23 protein-coding genes are annotated in these 18,617 nt (G+C 34.9%); 12 read left to right on the top strand and 11 right to left on the bottom strand.

The window, feature by feature from the left end; all coding sequences use genetic code 11:
* The first annotated feature begins 9 nt into the window (after positions 1-9).
* From rpiB to C237_RS0101795, 4 genes are all read left to right on the top strand, one after another.
* Positions 10-441: a ribose 5-phosphate isomerase B gene (gene rpiB / locus C237_RS0101780; RefSeq protein ID WP_018674770.1), complete on the top strand. Its 432-nt coding sequence runs from the start codon at positions 10-12 to the stop codon at positions 439-441.
* A 23-nt stretch (positions 442-464) separates the two neighbouring features.
* Positions 465-1,868, top strand: a complete 1,404-nt coding sequence (locus tag C237_RS0101785; protein WP_018674771.1) for a nucleoside recognition domain-containing protein — start codon at positions 465-467, stop codon at positions 1,866-1,868.
* Between the two features lie 14 nt (positions 1,869-1,882).
* Positions 1,883-2,581, top strand: coding sequence for a 3'-5' exonuclease (locus C237_RS0101790; protein WP_018674772.1), 699 nt, complete (start codon positions 1,883-1,885; stop codon positions 2,579-2,581).
* An 87-nt stretch (positions 2,582-2,668) separates the two neighbouring features.
* Positions 2,669-2,995: an SUF system Fe-S cluster assembly protein gene (locus tag C237_RS0101795; RefSeq protein ID WP_018674773.1), complete on the top strand. Its 327-nt coding sequence runs from the start codon at positions 2,669-2,671 to the stop codon at positions 2,993-2,995.
* 2 nt (positions 2,996-2,997) lie between these two features.
* On the opposite strand, the gene C237_RS0101800 is transcribed toward C237_RS0101795, so the two are convergent.
* Positions 2,998-3,846: a hydroxymethylglutaryl-CoA lyase gene (locus C237_RS0101800; protein ID WP_018674774.1), complete on the bottom strand. Its 849-nt coding sequence runs from the start codon at positions 3,844-3,846 to the stop codon at positions 2,998-3,000.
* Positions 3,847-3,975: 129 nt separating this feature from the next.
* Here C237_RS0101800 and pepT point away from each other — a divergent pair, with 129 nt between their 5' ends.
* The 4 genes from pepT to C237_RS12650 all read left to right on the top strand — a co-directional run bounded on the left by pepT (position 3,976) and on the right by C237_RS12650 (position 7,269).
* Positions 3,976-5,235, top strand: a complete 1,260-nt coding sequence (gene pepT / locus C237_RS0101805; RefSeq protein ID WP_018674775.1) for a peptidase T — start codon at positions 3,976-3,978, stop codon at positions 5,233-5,235.
* Positions 5,236-5,366: 131 nt separating this feature from the next.
* Entirely contained in the window at positions 5,367-5,621 is a 255-nt protein-coding gene (locus tag C237_RS0101810) for a hypothetical protein (RefSeq protein WP_018674776.1), read from the top strand.
* Positions 5,622-5,696: 75 nt separating this feature from the next.
* The gene (locus C237_RS13800) at positions 5,697-6,446 is read left to right on the top strand and encodes a GLPGLI family protein (protein WP_018674777.1); all 750 of its coding nucleotides are present in this window, start codon (positions 5,697-5,699) and stop codon (positions 6,444-6,446) included.
* The gene (locus C237_RS12650) at positions 6,430-7,269 is read left to right on the top strand and encodes a GLPGLI family protein (RefSeq protein WP_026315433.1); all 840 of its coding nucleotides are present in this window, start codon (positions 6,430-6,432) and stop codon (positions 7,267-7,269) included. Before C237_RS13800 ends, C237_RS12650 begins: the two co-directional genes overlap by 17 nt.
* A 59-nt stretch (positions 7,270-7,328) precedes the next feature.
* On the opposite strand, the gene C237_RS0101825 is transcribed toward C237_RS12650, so the two are convergent.
* The 4 genes from C237_RS0101825 to C237_RS0101840 form a co-directional block, all read right to left on the bottom strand.
* Positions 7,329-8,192, bottom strand: a complete 864-nt coding sequence (locus tag C237_RS0101825) for a GLPGLI family protein (RefSeq protein WP_018674779.1) — start codon at positions 8,190-8,192, stop codon at positions 7,329-7,331.
* A gap of 98 nt (positions 8,193-8,290) precedes the next feature.
* Positions 8,291-8,548, bottom strand: a complete 258-nt coding sequence (rpmA, locus tag C237_RS0101830) for a 50S ribosomal protein L27 (protein ID WP_018674780.1) — start codon at positions 8,546-8,548, stop codon at positions 8,291-8,293.
* A 31-nt stretch (positions 8,549-8,579) separates the two neighbouring features.
* On the bottom strand, positions 8,580-9,224 hold the full coding sequence (gene rplU / locus C237_RS0101835) for a 50S ribosomal protein L21 (protein ID WP_018674781.1): 645 nt from the start codon (positions 9,222-9,224) through the stop codon (positions 8,580-8,582).
* A gap of 76 nt (positions 9,225-9,300) precedes the next feature.
* The gene (locus C237_RS0101840; protein ID WP_018674782.1) at positions 9,301-10,194 is read right to left on the bottom strand and encodes a GLPGLI family protein; all 894 of its coding nucleotides are present in this window, start codon (positions 10,192-10,194) and stop codon (positions 9,301-9,303) included.
* Positions 10,195-10,406: 212 nt separating this feature from the next.
* Between C237_RS0101840 and hemA the strand changes: the two genes are divergently transcribed.
* The 4 genes from hemA to hemE are packed head-to-tail and all read left to right on the top strand — an operon-like array spanning position 10,407 to position 14,299.
* The gene (gene hemA / locus C237_RS0101845; protein WP_018674783.1) at positions 10,407-11,681 is read left to right on the top strand and encodes a glutamyl-tRNA reductase; all 1,275 of its coding nucleotides are present in this window, start codon (positions 10,407-10,409) and stop codon (positions 11,679-11,681) included.
* Positions 11,665-12,579, top strand: coding sequence for a hydroxymethylbilane synthase (gene hemC / locus C237_RS0101850; protein ID WP_018674784.1), 915 nt, complete (start codon positions 11,665-11,667; stop codon positions 12,577-12,579). The genes hemA and hemC overlap by 17 nt, the downstream gene beginning before the upstream one ends.
* A complete protein-coding gene (locus tag C237_RS0101855) occupies positions 12,579-13,253 on the top strand; it encodes a uroporphyrinogen-III synthase (protein WP_018674785.1) in 675 nt (224 codons plus the stop codon). Before hemC ends, C237_RS0101855 begins: the two co-directional genes overlap by 1 nt.
* A 20-nt stretch (positions 13,254-13,273) precedes the next feature.
* Positions 13,274-14,299, top strand: a complete 1,026-nt coding sequence (hemE, locus tag C237_RS0101860) for a uroporphyrinogen decarboxylase (protein ID WP_018674786.1) — start codon at positions 13,274-13,276, stop codon at positions 14,297-14,299.
* A 55-nt stretch (positions 14,300-14,354) separates the two neighbouring features.
* Here hemE and C237_RS0101865 read toward each other — a convergent pair whose 3' ends face one another.
* From C237_RS0101865 to C237_RS0101890, 6 genes are all read right to left on the bottom strand, one after another.
* Entirely contained in the window at positions 14,355-14,789 is a 435-nt protein-coding gene (locus tag C237_RS0101865; protein ID WP_018674787.1) for a hypothetical protein, read from the bottom strand.
* Positions 14,790-14,836: 47 nt separating this feature from the next.
* Entirely contained in the window at positions 14,837-15,274 is a 438-nt protein-coding gene (locus tag C237_RS0101870) for a hypothetical protein (RefSeq protein ID WP_018674788.1), read from the bottom strand.
* Between the two features lie 47 nt (positions 15,275-15,321).
* Positions 15,322-15,756 (bottom strand): hypothetical protein, encoded by a 435-nt coding sequence (locus tag C237_RS0101875; protein WP_156809693.1) that lies wholly within the window; start codon positions 15,754-15,756, stop codon positions 15,322-15,324.
* Positions 15,757-15,798: 42 nt separating this feature from the next.
* The gene (locus tag C237_RS0101880) at positions 15,799-16,365 is read right to left on the bottom strand and encodes a DUF6705 family protein (protein WP_018674790.1); all 567 of its coding nucleotides are present in this window, start codon (positions 16,363-16,365) and stop codon (positions 15,799-15,801) included.
* A gap of 18 nt (positions 16,366-16,383) precedes the next feature.
* Positions 16,384-17,691 (bottom strand): hypothetical protein, encoded by a 1,308-nt coding sequence (locus tag C237_RS0101885; protein WP_018674791.1) that lies wholly within the window; start codon positions 17,689-17,691, stop codon positions 16,384-16,386.
* Positions 17,692-18,052: 361 nt separating this feature from the next.
* Entirely contained in the window at positions 18,053-18,544 is a 492-nt protein-coding gene (locus tag C237_RS0101890) for a hypothetical protein (RefSeq protein WP_018674792.1), read from the bottom strand.
* Between the last annotated feature and the right edge of the window lie 73 nt (positions 18,545-18,617).

Raw genomic sequence — 18,617 nt, forward strand, 5'->3', positions numbered from 1 at the left:
GATTAAATCATGAAAAAATTAGCCATCGCTTGCGACCATGCAGGCTACGAGTACAAAGAATATTTAAAAGCCCAATTATCGGCAGAATATGATATTACAGATTATGGTACACACACGACGGAGTCCGTAGATTATCCAGATTTTGTACATCCCGCAGCAGCCTCGGTAGAGCAAGGCGAAAATGAAATGGGGATTTTAGTTTGTGGGAGTGGGCAAGGCGTTCAATTAACGGCTAATAAACATAAAGGAATTCGTTGTGCACTGTGCTGGATGCCAGAGCTAGGAGCTTTAGCCAGACAGCATAACAATTGTAATATGGTGGCGATTCCAGCAAGGTTTATCGCTAAAGAACTGGCGTTAGAAATTGTAAAAACCTTTCTTGATACGGAATTTGAAGGCGGTAGACATCTAAAAAGAGTAGAAAAAATAGCGACTTGCTAATGTTTTAAAACTAAATCAATCGTATGGTTCTAAGTAGAATTTGGAGTGCTTTTATTATTGTTGCCATTTTGGTAGCCAGTGGAAAATATTTGTTTTCGGATAATTATAAAGCGATTTATAATGATATGGTGGTAGGAAAAGGAGGCGATACCATTGCTATTGCCACTAAATCTATCAATGATTTCCATCCTAATGCTATTGAAAACTTTCAGGAAAACCCTGTATACATTCAAAATAATATCCACTACCAATACGAACCCACTACGCAAGAAGTAAAGGTTTATAGGCTCCAAGAAACTGATGGCGTAATTGGGACCAGCCAGACTGCGGTAGAGATCTGTTTAGGATTGATTGGAATCATGACTTTATTTATGGGGTTTATGAGTATTGCTGAAAAAGCAGGTGGCATCAACCTTTTAAGCCGAATGATACAACCGTTCTTTTCTAAACTCTTCCCAGAAGTACCCAAAAACCATCCCGCATTTGGGCATATGATGTTGAATTTCTCGGCGAACCTTCTAGGGTTAGATAATGCAGCGACTCCTTTTGGGCTTAAAGCCATGGAAAGTTTACAAACCCTTAACCCAGATAAAGACCGTGCCAGCAATGCACAAATAATGTTTCTCTGTTTGCATGCCAGTGGGCTTACCCTTATCCCAGTATCTATCATTGCTATTAGAGCGTCTATGGGGTCGCAAACCCCTACGGATATTTTCCTGCCTTGTATGATTGCTACTTTTTGTGCGACTATGGCAGCAATGATTATGGTGTCCATTAAACAAAAAATTAATTTACTTCAACCGATTGTACTTGCTTATATTGGAGGAATTTCAACCATTATAGCAGGGTTGGTTTTATTTTTAGTCCAATTGAGCAAAGAGGAATTGGACAGTTTTAGTAAAGTATTGAGCAATGGAATTATTTTATTGATTTTCTTTGCGATTATTTTAGGCGGTTTATACAAGAAACTGAATATCTTCGAGGCGTTTATAGATGGCGCGAAGGAAGGCTTTAAAGTCTGTGTTAAAATTATTCCTTACCTCGTTGGGATGTTAATTGCCATTTCTTTATTAAGAACTTCCGGCGTATTTGATTTGATTATCAATGGAATGAAATGGACAGCAGATGCACTAAGTCTAGACACAAGATTTGTTGATGGACTTCCAACGGCATTGATAAAACCACTTTCTGGCTCTGGGGCTAGAGGGATGATGGTGGATACTATGGCAACCTTTGGGGCAGATTCTTTCCCTTCTAGATTGGCTGGGGTTTTACAAGGGAGTTCAGATACAACTTTTTATGTCATTGCTGTTTATTTTGGTGCAGTAGGCGTTAAAAACACCCGTTATACGGTGGGAACGATGCTTTTGGCCGATTTGGTAGGCATTATCACTTCTATTGTTTTAGCGTATTTATTTTTTGGATAATTTTATTTAAGTTAATGATACAACAAATTCCCATAGAACGCATCATGTTTTTGGATATTGAAACCGTCCCTTTAGTTTCAGATTGGAACGAACTTTCTGAAACGGAACAACGGCTATGGGAAAAGAAGACGGCGTATCAAAGAAAAGAGGATATTTCTGCGGAAGACTTCTATCCACAGCGGGCTGGCGTGATGGCAGAATTTGGGAAAATTATTTGTCTCTCTATCGGAATGTTGGGTAAGAATGAAAAACTCAAAATTAAAAGTTTTGCAGGGGATGATGAAGCCGCGTTATTAGCCCAATTTGGTGAGTTGTTCAATAGTCCAAGGCTGCAACAAGTCATTCTTTGTGCACATAATGGTAAGGAATTTGATTTTCCATGGATTGCCCGCCGATTTTTGGTTAATGGAATGATGCCTCCGAGTCCGTTTCAAATGTTTGGGAAAAAACCTTGGGAAATTCCTCATTTGGATACGATGGAGCTATGGAAATTTGGCGATTATAAAAGTTTTATTTCTTTAGAACTGATGGCGCATCTCTTTGGAGTTCCCACCCCAAAAGACGATATTGATGGTTCTATGGTCGCCGAAGTATATTATAAAGACAAAGATTTACCTCGAATTGTCAACTATTGTGAAAAAGATGTTTTAACTTTGGCAAATGTTTTTAGAAGGCTAAGACAAGAAGAATTACTGGAGCGAGAAGAGGAGTGATGTAAGAAGTATTATTGTAAAATGTATGTACGCCACAACAATCCAAAGTCTAACATCTAAGCTCTAACATCTATCAAAATTAAAAAAATGAAATATACAGACAAACAAATTGCCGATATAGGCGAAGAAATCATAAAAACTTTAAAAACAGTTTACGACCCAGAAATCCCAGTAGATATCTACGAGCTAGGATTGGTCTACGATGTACAAATTTCAGACGAAGGCGCTGTAAAAGTGGTAATGACGCTTACTACGCCCAACTGTCCTGTGGCAGAATCCTTGCCGCAAGAAGTAAAGGATAAAGTGGCAGAAGTAGAAGGCGTAAAAGAAGTGGATTTAGAACTGACTTTTGAACCCACTTGGACGAAAGACATGATGAGCGAAGAAGCCCGTTTTGAATTGGGAATGCTTTAGTTTTAAAAATGAAAAATGGACTTGGCTCGGTTCCAAGCGCTTTCAAAATTAAGCATATGCTGCTGAATAGGAATTTTTTCCATATTCATAAAATTAAAGACTTGTTCCGTAGGCATATTTCCGACTAAATCATCTTTAGCCATAGGGCAACCTCCAATGCCTTTTATTGCAGAATCAAATCTTCTACAGCCGCTATCATAGGCGGCTTTTAGTTTTTTATACGCATCTTCATAGCGATTGTGAAAATGAGCCCCAAAACTAATTTTTGGGTACTGGCGCGGGATTTTATCAAACAACAAGGCGATAGATTCTGGTGTAGCTACGCCCGTAGTATCAGAAAGCAGGATGTTTTTAATTCCAATATCCGAAAATCGTTTTGCCCAATGGTCTACATCTTCCCATTTCCAAGCTTCGCCATAAGGATTGCCAAATGCCATAGAGAAATAAACATTCAAGGTTTTTTGCTCGGCATCGGTCATGGATAAAATTTCCTTGATTTGATTAAAGGCTTCCTCCTGATTTTTATTGGTATTCCTAAATTGAAAAGTTTCAGAAATAGAAAATGGAAACCCCAAAATATCCACACTCTTATGTTTTAATGCCCGTTCTGCTCCCTTGATATTAGCGACGATAACGGATAATTGTGTATCAGAAATAGATTTATCAATTGCATCTACCACTTCGCCAGAGTCTGCCATTTGAGGAATGGCTTTGGGCGATACAAAACTACCACAATCTAGGACATCAAATCCTACCGCCATAAGGCTATTCAGATAGTCGATTTTGACTTCCGTGGGGATAAATTCACTCCAGCCTTGCATGGCATCTCTTGGGCATTCTGTTAGAAACATTTTTACATTTTTAGATTGGTTTCAAATATAATAAAAATATTGAAATAAAAACATCAATTGGGAAAACCATAGCCATTCCCTTTATACTTCGGTATAAAAGCCCTAACTTTGTAGAAAAATTAAACTAAAATGACAACAATAGATTTTAATCAAGAGTGGAAAACCAAACTACTCAACCGTTTTATATCGTATGTGAAGATTTATTCTACCAGCGACCCAGAAAGTGAATCCACCCCTTCTACCCCTCAGCAGTGGGATATGGCGAATCTTTTATTTGAAGAGTTAAAATCTTTAGGCTTAGAAGATGTTTCCATAGATGAGCATGGCTATGTATTTGGATTTATTCCATCTAATTTAGAAGGTAAAGAAGTGTCTCAAGTAGGGTTTATTGCCCATTATGATAGTACGCCTGATTTTAATGGCAAAGGCGTTAACCCTCAAATTTGGGAAAATTATGATGGTCAGGATTTGGTTTTAAATAAAGACACGGGCTTTACTTTATCCCCGAAAAAATTTGAAACTTTAAAAGATTATGTTGGACAAACGCTTATCACTACCGATGGGACTACTTTACTATCCGCAGATGATAAGGCTGGTATTGCCGAAATTGTAACCGCTGCGGAATACCTTTTGGCACACCCAGAAATAAAGCACGGAAGAATCTCTGTAGGTTTTAATCCAGATGAGGAAATCGGAAGAGGGGCACATTTATTTAATGTTGAAAAATTCGGCGCGGAATGGGCGTACACGATGGACGGAGGCGAAGTGGGCGAATTAGAATACGAAAACTTTAATGCGGCTGGTGCGGTGGTAAAAATACATGGATTGAGCGTACACCCAGGCTATTCTTATGGGAAAATGGTAAATGCAGGATTACTCGCTGCGGATTTTATTAAACGACTTCCTGAAAATGAAACCCCAGCCACCACTAGAGGTTTTGAAGGGTTTTATCACCTATTGGATGTGACGGCTGATGTTTCTGAAGCAAAACTTCAATACATTATCCGTGACCATGATGCCGAAAAATTTGAAGAAAGAAAACGCGTGATGGAAAATACCGTAAAAGCCTTCAATGAAACCTATGGCGAAGGCGTAGCAGAAGTAGAAATAAAAGAGCAATACCGCAATATGAAGCAACAGTTTGAAGGCAAAATGCACATCATCGACTTTGCTGAAGAAGCCATGAAAGCCGCAGGGATAGAGCCTAATATAAAAGCCATTCGCGGAGGGACAGATGGGGCTCAGTTGTCTTATATGGGGTTGCCGTGTCCTAATATTTTTGCAGGTGGGCTAAACTTCCACGGACCTTATGAATATGTTCCATTAGAAAGTATGGAAAAAGCAACGAAAGTGATTTTAAATATTGCTCAGCTAGTTGCTGAAAAATAGAATAAAAAACAGCCTCATAATTGAGGCTGTTTTTTATTCGTTAATTAATTTATAATCAATATAAAATGTTTTTTTGATATTAAAAATTTAATTACATTTACATTATCATTAACAATAAAATTTTTACCATTATGAAAAAATTATTTTTTATGGCTACACTTTTGGTAGCAGGATTTATGAGTGCCAATGAGTTTTCCTCAGTTAAACCAAATCTTTCAGTAGATTCAAAAATTGAATATGTGCGAGGTGTATGTAAAATGACATTCACAGCATATAATAGTCAAGGAGAAGCAATGTATTCTTGGACTGAAACTAGATATGCTGATAGTTATAACCAGTGTTTACAGATGGGACTTTCGAGACTTGCAGAGTTAAATAACCCATAATTATTGAATTTGACAATATAAAGAGTGGATTTGATATTAAATCCATTTTTTTAATCCTTAAATACAAATAATAAAATGAAACATTTTGCTTTATACCTATTTTTATTGTTCTTTTATAGCGTTGTAACAGGACAAGAGATTCATGTTGAGTACTTGAACCACTATACAAAGTTTTCGGATTTTAAAGAAGATTTGTATATATACAATGATGTTAGTGTTAGTATTAGAGATTCGGTTAATCTTAAAAATATGGATAAAAGTCCAAAATTTGATTCGCCAGATGAAGCAATATTCTTTACTAATAATAAGATACACTCTGTAATCATAAAAAAAAGGAATAATAAAGTTATTATCAAGCAGTATTTAGATGATATTCCTTATGTTATCTCAGATAGACTCCCAAAAATAAATTGGGAAATTAAATTTTCTGATAAAAAAAATATTTTAGGCTATGAATGTATTAAAGCAACAGGAACTTTTCGTGGCTCAGATATCATTGCCTATTTTACGCCTAAAATAAAATATTCTACTGGACCCTATAAGTTTTATGGTTTGGATGGATTAATTTTAGAAGTTTATGAAGCTGACAACAATTTTAACCATTGGGTAGCAACTAAATTACAATTTAATCCTGAAAAGAAAAGATTAGATGATTTTAATTATACCCAACAGGCAGTTACATTAAAAACATTTTTAGATATCGAACAAGCTAAAAAAGATGAGGATTTTAAAAAGATGACGAAGAATATTCCTAAAGATGTAAAAGTTACAAGAAATAAAATAGAAAGGACATCAATTGAGAAAAAATATGAGTGGGAACAGTAGATTTCAATGGTTTATTATATGTTTTTTAATAAGTATTCAATTGTTCTCACAGAATTATAGGGTAATTTACAATTATAAGTTTGTAATGGACTCTACCAATCTCAAAGAACAAAATCACGAGGCTATGGTTTTAGATATTGATAGTAAAGGTTCTGTGTTTTATAGTTTTCCCAAGTTTTATCGTGATTCTATAAATACCAAGAAAAACATGCTACCTCCAAGTGGTATTATTGCAAATCAAATTGATTTTTTTGTAACTAAAGAATATCCAAGTTTTAAAACTACACTTTACAATAATATTAGTATTAACAAGTTTGCTGTAAAAGATTCGGTTCCATTAAATTGGAAAATACTAAATGAAATTGATACCCTCAGTGGTTTTACAATTCAAAAAGCAGAAACGGAATTTGGTGGTAGAAATTGGACAGCATGGTTTACATCTGATATCAGTATATTTGATGGTCCTTATAAATTCCATGGATTGCCGGGTCTAATCTTAAAAATTGAAGATAAAAAACATCAGCATCAATTTACTTTTATGAGTATTAAAAAAATGATTGGGGGCAAGCAAAACTTTATTAATACCCAGAACCTAAAAGTAAAGTCTATTTCAAATAAAGAGTTTAAAACCTACTGGAAAGAATACCTTAAAGATCCTGCAAAAGATACTAATTTTTTACTTTTAAATTCTGGAAAAGGCTTTAGTATTAATTGGGAAGGAAAGACCTACGATACCAGAGAAATGATGAAAAATGCTGAGAAACTTGAGAATGAAAGAATAAAAAAATATAATAATTTTATTGAACTGAATTTGTACAAGTAATTCTAAAAAATAATTCTTATAAAAATCCCTCGTCTAAATTTTAGGCGAAGGATTTGCGGTTATTTAAGCTCAATAGGGTTGTTATTCTCGTTAAGGAATTTTTTCAACTTCTCTTCACCTTCTTTCATTTTTTCTAAAAAAGATGAGCCATCGGGTAGTTTATAATTCTTTAAAGCAGGGTTGCTAAATTGTGTTCTAAGCGATGCGAATGGATCTTTTTTATAATCTGCATAAGCTTTTTCAAACTTCGCTTTAGAAATTTCTATGGCTTGGTTAGCGCCAAAATCTTTCATCATCTTATCTATATAAGGCGTGGCTTCTTGCTCCGTTAAGGTTTTATTACCTTTTAGAGTCCATTGGTAGTGGTTTTGGTCATCTACCAGTTTTACAATTAAGCCAGGTAGTCCATGGAATTTATAAGGGCCATCTGCAAAAGGCAGTTCTGTGGTAAACCATGCCGTCCAATTTCTACCACCAAATGTAGTCGTAGCTTTTTGCACGGGGTAGTTTTCCATAGTATCCGTTTCGGGTTGTACTTTCCAATCTAGTTTTACCTCTTCATCGTAAACAAATTTTTTATTTAAAATAAAATCTTCGTATTTAATTTTATCCGTGATAGGATAAGGCTTTTTAATGGTATAGGTAAACTTACCCTGCTTAAGCCCAAATTTTTCTTGGTCGAACATATTACCAGTTCTTTGGACTTGTTTCATAAAGGCTTCCATCAGGGAATCTTGGGATACAGAAAGATAATCTCTATAAATGGATTGGTCTTTCCAAATATCTAGTACAGTCATAGCGGTTTCTGTATTGGCAGAATCTTTATTCTTTTGATAAGTCATCTCGTAGAAAAAACGATTGACATTTTGTGCTGAAATCAATCCCGCGATAAGTAATAGGGTAAAAGCAAATAATTTTTTCATAGGTGTTTTTATTTATTAGTATATCAATTCATAAAAATGTTACAAAAAAAATACCACATTTCAGATGTGGTATTTTTATCATTGAATAAATGATATGTTTATGCGTTTGGTTCTACAGAAACATAAGATCTATTATCGGCTTTTTTTCTGAAGACTACTTTACCGTCTACCAAAGCAAATAAAGTATGGTCTTTACCCATTCCTACATTGTTTCCTGGGTGGTGTTTTGTACCTCTTTGTCTTACGATGATATTACCTGCGATAACTTCCTGTCCTCCGAAAATTTTAACGCCTAATCTTTTGGATAGAGAATCTCTACCGTTCTTGGAACTACCAACTCCTTTTTTGTGTGCCATTTTATTTTAGGTTTTAAAAGGTTAAAAATTATTAGGCTTTTCCGCCTTTAAGTTGTCCTTTAAGAGTTTCTAACTCATCAAACTTGCCATCTGCAGCCAATTGTGCTTGCTGAGGCCAAGTTGTAGGATCCATAGCTGCATAAACTGCACCATTAGGATCTAAAATTGCTTCTAGCTCTTCTTTAGTTTTCTTAGCCAAATCAGCGTATGATTTGATTCCTGCTTCTGCAAATAATTCAGCTACTTTTGGTCCGATACCTTCAATTACTGTAAGGTCATCTCCTTTTTTAGTGGCTTTTTTTGCAGTAGTTTTTGGTTTCGCAGTTTCTGCTTTCTCAGACTTTTCCGCTTTTTTCTTAGCGCCATCAAATCCTGTAATAGATACGATTTGAATTTGAGTTAAAGATTGTCTGTGTCCGTTTTTCTTAGCATAGCCTTTTCTTCTTTTCTTTTTGAAAACGATGACTTTATCCGCTTTTACATGCTCAAGAATTTCCGCTTCTACAGCGATACCACTTACAGCCGGGGCGCCAACTGTTGTTGCACCGTTTACGGTAAGAAGAACTTTATCAAAAGATACTTTGTCCCCTTTCTCACCAGAAAGACGGTTTACAAACAATTTTTGGTCTTGCTCAACTTTGTATTGAAGCCCTGCTATCTCTACGATTGCAAACATTGTTATAAATATTTATGGTTAATTAAGACCGCAAAAATAAGGATTTTTTTTGAATTACAAATATTTATCCCTAAATTTATTTTTCTAACCCTACCAAATCCAGTTCTATAGGATTGTTTTTGCGTTTGATTTCTTCTTCGGCTCTTTCTCTATAAAATTTAATGATAGCCATTTTATCGGTAATTTTTTTACCGTTCATATTTACGGTCATGTTGTAATTAGGATTCATCAAATCTTTTTTCAGTTCTTTTATTGGATCTTGTAAATAATCCTGCCAGAGTTTTTTAAATTGTTTTCTGTTGACAGAAATTCTATCGCCAGATAAATTATAGCCTTCTTTCTCTTGCTGGATGATATAATTCCAAGATAAATCTTCGGGTGTCAATTTTTTAGAACCTTTTAATAAAAATTGATGAGTTCGATTCTCATTTTCAAGTTTTACAATTAACCCTGGTAAACCATGGAATTTGTAAGGGCCTTCTGGAAATGGAATATCCATAGTAAACCAAGCTGTCCAATTTCTTCCTCCAAACTTGGTTGTTGCTTTTTGACAAGGATATCCCTCAATAGTTTTAGTATCAGGCAAAAGATTCCATTTAAAATCAGAGTTTTCTTCAACCATTAAGAGAGTTTGTTCTATTGTTGTAAACCAATGGATTTTAAAATCTGAATATGATTTTCTCACTATATCACTAATGATTTTAGCTGAAACATTAATTACAATATCCGTCAACCCCGCTCTTTTTTGCCTAATGACACTTTCAATATTAGTAGAGTCTTGTTTAAACTTCTTTATATCATAATAATAAGAACTTTCATTTGGGGTAATATCCAAAATCATAAAGGCTTTATTGAGCGTGTCGGTTTTCGTAGAATCCAAAGTATATTGGTATTCGTAAGTAAAGCGATGTCTTTGTGCCCATAGTATTTGAGAAAGAACTAATGTTAAAAATAAAATGATGTGTCTCATAGGCTTTAAATTTTAATCACTAGCCAAATATATAAAAAATATTTATATAACTATAAAAACAGTAATTGTTTTTTTATTTAATAACCAAAGTGTTGGGATGGCAAATTCCAATATCGGGTTGGGTGATCTGGTATTATAATTGATGCCATCAATGATGTTGATGAAATTTTCATCAAACCAAAAAAAAACGTAAATTTGCCCTCTTGAACCTTATGCATAAAGATAGCCCATACCAAACTTCCAATTTTACGGTATTAAGTATCAGTTTTGAAAAAGCCGATGCCGATACGCGTGGGAAATTCACTTTTTTTGATGAACACATCAAAGACTTTGTTAATCATATTCACGAAAGAAATATGGGGGATGCTTTTGTGGTTTCTACCTGCAACCGTACAGAAATCTATACCACCACACATAATTATATGTTTGTGGCTCAGTTATTTTGCAATACGGTGGGCGTTAGCTTAGTGGATTTTATTAAATATTGTGAAGTTAAGAAAGCCGAAGACGCGCTCAATCACTTGTTTAGAGTAGCTGCAGGATTAGAAAGTCAGATTTTAGGGGATTTTGAAATTATCTCTCAGATTAAAAAAGCCTTTGCGAGATTTAAAACTTATAAAAGAAAAACCAATACTTATTTAGAAAGAGCCATCAATTCGGCAATACAAATTTCTAAAAAGATAAAAACCGAAACGGGCATTAGTAATGGGGCGGCTTCGGTATCTTATGCGGCGGTTCATTACATTCTCAATCATCAAAGTCATCTTCAAGATAAGAATATTTTGCTATTTGGTGTGGGGGAAATTGGGCAAAACACGGTGGAGAATTTAATGAAGCACCTCTACAAGCCTAACATCAAAATTATCAATAGAACCTTAAGCACCGCTCAAGAAGTGGCGGAAAAATTCCAACTTCCTTATGGCGATTATGCCGATTTTAAAAATGAATTGACAGAAGCTGATATCCTGATTGTGGCGACTGGGGCATCTCAACCGATTATCAATAAAGAAGATTTACCCCGAGATAAAGCCATTTTGGTGATTGACTTATCTATTCCACACAATGTAGATAAAAATGTTGCCGACTTACCAAATGCGACTTTAATTGATGTAGACGAACTTTCACAACAAATCCAAGCAACTATTAATGAACGCCGCAAAGAAATTCCAAAGGCAGAAGCTATCATCAAAGAAATGAGCAAGGAATTTATAGACTGGGAAAAGAAGAGAAAGTTTGTCCCAAAAATCCATCAATTCAAATCTTCATTACAAAGAATAGAGGAACACGAAATGCATAATTTCTACCGTAAGCACCGCTATATCGGTATTGAAGATATGGAACTGAGCAACAAACTCATCCAAAAAATCACCAATAGATTTGCCAAATACATTATCGACCATCCAAGGAAAGCCGAAGAAATAGCCAAACTGATGGAAGATATTTTTGTAAAACAACCGATAGAAGAATTTAATGAAAAACATAGTTAGAATTGGCACACGAAATTCACCATTAGCCTTATGGCAAGCCGAAGCCGTAGCTAGTGCCCTTCAGCAGCAACAATACGAAACCGAAATAATTCCTATTGTATCTTCTGGAGATAAAAACCTTAGCCAACCGCTTTACGCCATGGGGATTACGGGTGTCTTTACTAAGGATTTGGATATCGCTTTATTAAATAATGAAATAGATATCGCCGTACATTCTTTAAAAGATGTTCCTACAAAATTGCCAGAAAACATAAGCCTTTTAGCATATCTGGAAAGAGATTACCCTCAAGATGTTTTGGTAAGAAATAGCCAATCTAAAGACAAACCATTAAAAGACTTAAAGGTTGCTACCAGTAGCCTAAGACGCCGTGCCTTTTGGTTAAAAGAATTTGAAAATACCGAATTTTCTGATATCAGAGGAAATGTACAAACCCGATTGCAAAAGTTAGAAAATGGTATAGCTGATGCTACACTATTTTCTTTAGCAGGAATTAAGCGTATGGACTTAGATATTGCTTATGAAATGCTTCCGTTTATGCTTTCCGCACCTTCACAAGGTGTGGTTGCCGTAGCGGGAAGGAGTGATGATGAACGCATTGGTCTGATTATGGACAAAATTAACCATAAAGCCACGCAAATTTGTGTAGAAATAGAACGACAGTTTTTGCAAACTTTAGAAGGAGGGTGTACTGCTCCAATTGGCGCTTATGCTCAGTTCGTTAGTGATAATCAAATTAGTTTTAGTGGGCGACTGACTTCATTAGATGGAAAAGAGAGTTTAGAAGTAGAAGAAACCTTTATATACAAGAACGGCGAAGATTATGGTGTTGCCTTTGCCCATCAGTTGCTCGATAATGGAGGGGCAGAACTTATGGAAAGTATAAAAGAACAACTCTAATGAATCCAGAGGTGCGTATTCTTTTTACCAAAATGGGAATTGAGCAAGAGGTTAAGACCGTATTACCTTCAACCCTGCTTTGCGATTTTCAGCCAATGATAAAGGTTAATATTCTTGCTATGCAACCGATTGATTTAAAGAATAGCCTATTGATTTTTACCAGTATTAATGGAGCAAAAGGTTTTATTCAAAATCACTTTAATGTTGGTGGCAATCCTATCCTTTGTGTAGGTTCTAAGACAGAACAGTTGCTTTCTCAGAACGGATTTAAGGTAAACCATACCGCCAAAAATGCTGAAGCATTGGCTGAGTATATTATAAACAATCTATCTCAATCGGATAATCTGATTCACTTTTGTGGTAATAAAGTCTTACCGACTTTGGAAGAAAAATTGTCGGCGAAAGGTTATCATTACCATAAGACTACAGTTTACGAAACAGAATTGCTTAAACCTCAATTGACAAAAACTTATGATGCCATCGCATTTTTTAGTCCTAGTGGCGTAGAGAGTTTTATGGCGAATAATACTTTGGATAATGCCAGATTGTTTGCTATTGGAACCACTACTGCAGCGGCTTTGAAACAATATACTGACCAGCCTATTATCACAAGTTCGCAACAGACTTTGGAATCTATGCTAATGGATATTCAAGACTATATCAATACAAACTAACAAAAGAAAAACACAAGATTATGATAAAGAATGATTTATACCTAAAAGCCTTAAGAGGGGAAACCGTAGAGCGTCCACCCGTATGGATGATGCGCCAAGCGGGGCGTTTTCTTCCTGAATTTAGAGCTTTAAGGGAACAATACGACTTTTTTACGCGTTGCCAAACGCCAGAATTAGCCTCAGATATTACTTTGATGCCGATTAAACGCTTTCCTTTAGATGCCGCAATTTTGTTTTCTGATATTTTGGTCTTACCACAAGCGATGGGTATTAACTTTGAAATGAAAGAAGGCGTAGGACCTTGGCTGGAAACACCTATCCGTACTAAAGAACAAGTAGAAGCCATAGAAGTTCCCAATGTAGACGATACTTTAGGTTATGTATTTGATGCCATAGAGTTGACCCTTCAAAAGTTAGATAATGAAATTCCTTTGATTGGTTTTGCGGGAAGTCCATGGACTATTTTCTGTTATTGTATTGAAGGTAAGGGTAGCAAGTCTTTTGATATGGCAAAATCATTTTGTTTCCAGCAAACAGAGGCTGCTCATCTATTGCTTCAAAAAATTACCGATACTACCATTGCTTACCTTAAAAGAAAAGTGGAAAAAGGTGTTTCTGCAGTTCAAATATTTGATTCTTGGGGCGGTATGTTATCACCCGAAGATTATCAAGAGTTTTCTTGGCAGTACATTAAGCAAATTATAGATGCTATTAGCCCATTAACGCATGTGGTGGTTTTTGGTAAAGGCTGTTGGTTTGCTTTAGAAGACATGGCAAAAGCCCCTGTATCTGCGCTAGGGGTAGACTGGACGATAAAGCCTGAATTAGCCCGAAGCCTCACCAACAATGCGGTAACTTTACAAGGTAACTTTGACCCTGCTCGACTGCATTCTACCCCTGAAACCATAAAAAAAATGGTAGATACAATGATTAGAAGATTTGGGAAAGACCGCTATATCGTGAATTTAGGACATGGTATTCTACCCAATATCCCCGTAGAAAACGCCGAAGCCTTTATTCGTGCGGTGGTAGAGTGGAAAGCGTAAGTTTTATAATTTTTTATAATAAAAAAGCCCAGCCGAAACTGGGCTTGCTACTATTTTAGTTTTTTCCAAAAACTTCAATATTATAGATAATTAAATTTCCTAAATTTTTTTCATCCTTCTTTGTCCATTCAAAACAATCTGGGTCTTCACTTACAATACACCGTTTTCCATGTAAATCCCAATTTTGATTAAATGTAACGCAAATTTGAGTAGGTCGATTATTTATATCCTTACCTAAAGTTTTTCCAAACTCTTTTTCCTCAAGATACCTAAGGCAAATTCTATTAACTTCTAAAGAATTTTTATTGGGTATTGGTAAAACAGACTTTATAGGAACTTTAATACTTGATAAGAGCTGATTTAAGGGTTTCCCTATAAAATCTTTCTTATTGACTTCTATTTTTCTTGTTTCAGAAGGTGTATTTATTTTCAATTGTTGTGCACAAGAAAAGTGCATCATTAAACCTAAAGTAAGAACTATATATTTCATATTATTTTTTTATTAAAAGCCCAGCCGAAACTGGGCTTGCTACTATTTTAGTTTTTTCCTAGTACTACTATATCATAAATAATTAAATCTCCTAAGTTTTTCTCATCTTCTGGTAACCATTCTGCACATTGGGGATTTTCTTTAGGTCTACATAAATTACCTGATGTATTCCAATTTTGATTAAATTTAACAACTAATTGAGTGGGACCTTCTTCAATACTATTTTTAATCCATACTCTATGATATTCATCATAAGTGATGTATCTAAAAGTTAATGTATTAATTTCACTTCTATTTTTATTAGGTATGGCTTGTATTGATTTTATAGGTACTTTAATAGTAGCTAATAAGTAACTCAAAGGTTTTCCTATGAACTTATCTTTATTAATTTCAATTTTTTTAACATCAGATAATCTATCTATTGTGACTATTTGTGCATAGGAAAAGTTTATTATTAAACCTAAAATAAGAATTATATATTTCATATTATTTTTTTATTAAAAGCCCAGCCTAAACTGGGCTTAGTAGTGTTTTAGTTTTTTCCTAATACTGCTATATCATAAATGATTAAATCTCCCAGATTTTTCTCATCTTCAGGTAGCCATTCTGCACACTGGGGATTTTCTTTGGGCGAACATAAGTTGCCTAACTTATCCCAATTTTGATTAAATTCTATTCTTAATTGAATTGGTCTATCATCTATTTTTTTATCCCATGTTTTACGGTATTCACTATAAGTAGTATACCTAATGGTTAGACTATTGATTTCATTTTTATTTTTATTAGGGAAGGCTTGTATTGACTTAATAGGCACTTTAATAGTAGATAATAAATACTTTAAAGGTTTACCTATGAACTCTTTTTTGTTTAATTCTATTTTTTTAGCATCAGATAGTTTATTCATTGTAACTGATTGCGCACAAGAAAAGTGCATCATTAAACCTAAAGTAAGAACTATATATTTCATATTATTTTTCTAAGCCCAGCCGAAACTGGGCTTAGTAGTATGTTATTGTCTAGTAAAAACAATATTCTCTCCTTCAGGTAAATAGATTTCCCCACTACATTTATTTTCATTTTCTTTTGTAACAAGAATAGCTTGCGGATAATAACTCCACAACAATTGATTATTACCTTGTTTCTTTAAATATACAAAGCCATTTCCTAAACTACATTGTTTACCGTAATAAACACAAATTAGTCTGCCTGTATCTTCTTCTATTGTAAATCCAGATATAAGAGATCTTTTATTTTCTATGGGATTATTTAAAGTGGTTTCTAATAAATTACCATTTTTATCTTTAATTTCATATTGAATTACTATCATATCTTGATAGTAATTTTTACTTAAAAATTCAATAGGTGCTTTATATCGTTTGAATATTTTTATCATGATTAATTTATTCCCAATAGCTGTTTTCCATTTACCTATATAGGGATTTAGTTCATTATTTATATCTTTAAAATACGAACCCTGTGGCTTATTAAGGGCAGAAGTATTTAGTGGATAAATATTCTGTGCTGTACAATTTGTATGTAATAATAGTGCTATTATTAATAAAAATATTTTTTTCATTTTTAGTTATTTTTTAATTTAACATGGGGTAACATTTATTGTGCCATTTTGGTTTTGGGATATTGTAGATACATTGTTATTCTTATCTATCCTCTGTAAGGTTACTTTATTTTCTAATCCCATTTTACTTAAAGTATTAAATAAAATTATTTCTAACCTTTGCTCTTTTGTTAATGATTTATCCACTATTAGCCTCTGATAGTCAGACCATTGTTCACTCTTGAGTTTTTCAAGCATTTCGGTAGAATAACTATCTAAAGCGGGAAGTTCATCATCTGTACCTGTAAAGCGTATTAAATAGTGGATGTTTCCTGGTGCTACTACTCCCATAAAGGCATCTTCTCTATTGCCTATCCCTCTATATCTAGCTATCTCTATAAGAGTGGCTACATCTGTGGCGGAAAATATATCAACACCGCTACCTGTATGGTTATGATATGCTCCTATAATTTCATTTGGCATGCCTATTTTTACACTATGGGCACTAGTTTCACCAGCAGGTTTTATAGAGCCTCCATCCTTAGGAAATAGCCATCCCTTTTCACCACCTACACCACTTTTGATATGCTCTTTTAGATTTTTAACAGCTTTTTGAGCTTCTGGATTACCTGTAATTTGAGTTTTAGCTTTTCCACATGGGTCTGTAGGAGGATTTATAGGATTTCTAGGCATGGAGCCTCCATAAAAAGGAGGGATACAGTCGACGTAAGTTCCACATTCTGGAAATCCACCGCCATAATCAGGAGGGAAAAATCCCATAGGAGGAAATGGCTTAGAAGGCGGAGGTACAATAATGATTACCTCATCTATATCACATTCATCTCCTGGTTGTCCACATATTTTCATAGGGGTTAGGAAAAATTGATTTTTTTTGGAAAGGCTTTTGTAATGTTGATTATAAGCTTTCCGAAAAGCATCAATATTATCCATGTATAGCTTAGAATTGGAATCAAGTATATAAATTCCAAACCTTGTTTCATTTTCAGTAAGAATCGCTACGGCTAAATCAACAACTTCTTTATTGACGATTTTTGGAAACAATATCCACTTGTTTCCATTTTCGTGAGTTATAAGTTGAGACCGAATGTTAAAATCAATATACGATGTTTGAGCTAAAGTACCAGTATTCAATTCCGAAAGTGTTGTATTTTTTAATAATTTATCAATAGGCTCTCTACCAGATATATTGGTCTGATAGAGGCTATCGTATCTCAGAGTTAAATACCTGAAACCTTCTGCATAATTAACTTCTTGGTTATCGGTATTTTTAAAAAAGACTTTAAACTTCTTTGCCATTTCGTCTTTTTGCTGGGCTTGGTTTAGCATTTCATCGGCTCTACAACCTAGTAGTACTAATAGACAACCTAGGGATAACCATTTTAAAATTTTCTTTATAAGCGTTTTAGTTTTATTAAATTGTAATTAAATCATCTCCCTTCGGATAGAGATGGAGTTTTTATTTTCTATTTAACAAGCAGTAACCCCTTTATTAGTGTCACCTTACCCCTTTGTAAGGGGCTGATGCCCCCTCGTTTAGTGGGTAGTAATCCGTTCCGAAGGGGTAGTTGCCCCCTAATGAAGCCCTTACTAATCCCTTCGCTACGGGTCGATACCCCCTTTAGAAGGGCTTATTAACCCCTTCGGAAGGGGTTGGTGGGGTGTTTAGAACAGGGTTGTTACCCCTTAGTTACTGGTTGTCTGGTGCTGGAGGTGTGGTTCTTTTAGCTCTACTACCAGGGTATTGCTGTTTTAGGTCGGCATAGATGGTATTAGAGCCAGGGTCGTTGTTATTAGCTGCTACTTTTATAGCACGGTAGAACATTAGGGCGGTACCGTCTAAATCATAACCTAGAAGCAGGTTGGTGTCCTTCATTTGTTGGAGTTGCTGGTCTAAAAGGCTAATGAGTTCATTAAGTTGCTTGTGAGCGGTATAGTCTTTATCAAACTCAGTTTTATCCACATAACTTGGGATTTTAGTAGGGTTGGCGTCCATTTGTATTTTCACACGGTCTATCCAAACTTCCTTTTCGTACTTCACTCTCCCGAAACCTTTTCGTTCGGTGGGTGTTAAGCTTTTTACTTTTCCATTGAGGATACCTGCAATAGTATTGATTGCAGTTTTCATTTGTTGAACTTCTTCTGTGCTGAAATTGACAGAAATCATGTTTTCATTTGCCATTGTTTTACTTTTTAAAAAATTAGAATTATGTTAATTGGTCTGTATTGATGAGGGTTTGTTAATGTTTTAGGGG

This window comes from Riemerella columbina DSM 16469 (assembly GCF_000374405.1).
GTDB classification, from domain to species: domain Bacteria; phylum Bacteroidota; class Bacteroidia; order Flavobacteriales; family Weeksellaceae; genus Riemerella; species Riemerella columbina.

Coding starts and splice junctions, on each gene's coding strand:
- C237_RS0101885 (WP_018674791.1), bottom strand. CDS start 17,691: ATGCTAAACCAAGCCCAGCAAAAAGACGAAATGGCAAAGAAGTTTAAA.
- hemA (WP_018674783.1), top strand. CDS start 10,407: ATGCATAAAGATAGCCCATACCAAACTTCCAATTTTACGGTATTAAGT.
- C237_RS0101865 (WP_018674787.1), bottom strand. CDS start 14,789: ATGAAATATATAGTTCTTACTTTAGGTTTAATGATGCACTTTTCTTGT.
- C237_RS0101825 (WP_018674779.1), bottom strand. CDS start 8,192: ATGAAAAAATTATTTGCTTTTACCCTATTACTTATCGCGGGATTGATT.
- rpmA (WP_018674780.1), bottom strand. CDS start 8,548: ATGGCACACAAAAAAGGAGTTGGTAGTTCCAAGAACGGTAGAGATTCT.
- hemE (WP_018674786.1), top strand. CDS start 13,274: ATGATAAAGAATGATTTATACCTAAAAGCCTTAAGAGGGGAAACCGTA.
- pepT (WP_018674775.1), top strand. CDS start 3,976: ATGACAACAATAGATTTTAATCAAGAGTGGAAAACCAAACTACTCAAC.
- C237_RS0101810 (WP_018674776.1), top strand. CDS start 5,367: ATGAAAAAATTATTTTTTATGGCTACACTTTTGGTAGCAGGATTTATG.
- C237_RS0101855 (WP_018674785.1), top strand. CDS start 12,579: ATGAATCCAGAGGTGCGTATTCTTTTTACCAAAATGGGAATTGAGCAA.
- C237_RS0101790 (WP_018674772.1), top strand. CDS start 1,883: ATGATACAACAAATTCCCATAGAACGCATCATGTTTTTGGATATTGAA.
- C237_RS0101795 (WP_018674773.1), top strand. CDS start 2,669: ATGAAATATACAGACAAACAAATTGCCGATATAGGCGAAGAAATCATA.
- C237_RS0101840 (WP_018674782.1), bottom strand. CDS start 10,194: ATGAGACACATCATTTTATTTTTAACATTAGTTCTTTCTCAAATACTA.
- C237_RS0101875 (WP_156809693.1), bottom strand. CDS start 15,756: ATGAAATATATAGTTCTTACTTTAGGTTTAATGATGCACTTTTCTTGT.
- hemC (WP_018674784.1), top strand. CDS start 11,665: ATGAAAAACATAGTTAGAATTGGCACACGAAATTCACCATTAGCCTTA.
- C237_RS0101800 (WP_018674774.1), bottom strand. CDS start 3,846: ATGTTTCTAACAGAATGCCCAAGAGATGCCATGCAAGGCTGGAGTGAA.
- C237_RS0101870 (WP_018674788.1), bottom strand. CDS start 15,274: ATGAAATATATAATTCTTATTTTAGGTTTAATAATAAACTTTTCCTAT.
- rpiB (WP_018674770.1), top strand. CDS start 10: ATGAAAAAATTAGCCATCGCTTGCGACCATGCAGGCTACGAGTACAAA.
- C237_RS0101890 (WP_018674792.1), bottom strand. CDS start 18,544: ATGGCAAATGAAAACATGATTTCTGTCAATTTCAGCACAGAAGAAGTT.
- rplU (WP_018674781.1), bottom strand. CDS start 9,224: ATGTTTGCAATCGTAGAGATAGCAGGGCTTCAATACAAAGTTGAGCAA.
- C237_RS0101785 (WP_018674771.1), top strand. CDS start 465: ATGGTTCTAAGTAGAATTTGGAGTGCTTTTATTATTGTTGCCATTTTG.
- C237_RS12650 (WP_026315433.1), top strand. CDS start 6,430: ATGAGTGGGAACAGTAGATTTCAATGGTTTATTATATGTTTTTTAATA.
- C237_RS0101880 (WP_018674790.1), bottom strand. CDS start 16,365: ATGAAAAAAATATTTTTATTAATAATAGCACTATTATTACATACAAAT.
- C237_RS13800 (WP_018674777.1), top strand. CDS start 5,697: ATGAAACATTTTGCTTTATACCTATTTTTATTGTTCTTTTATAGCGTT.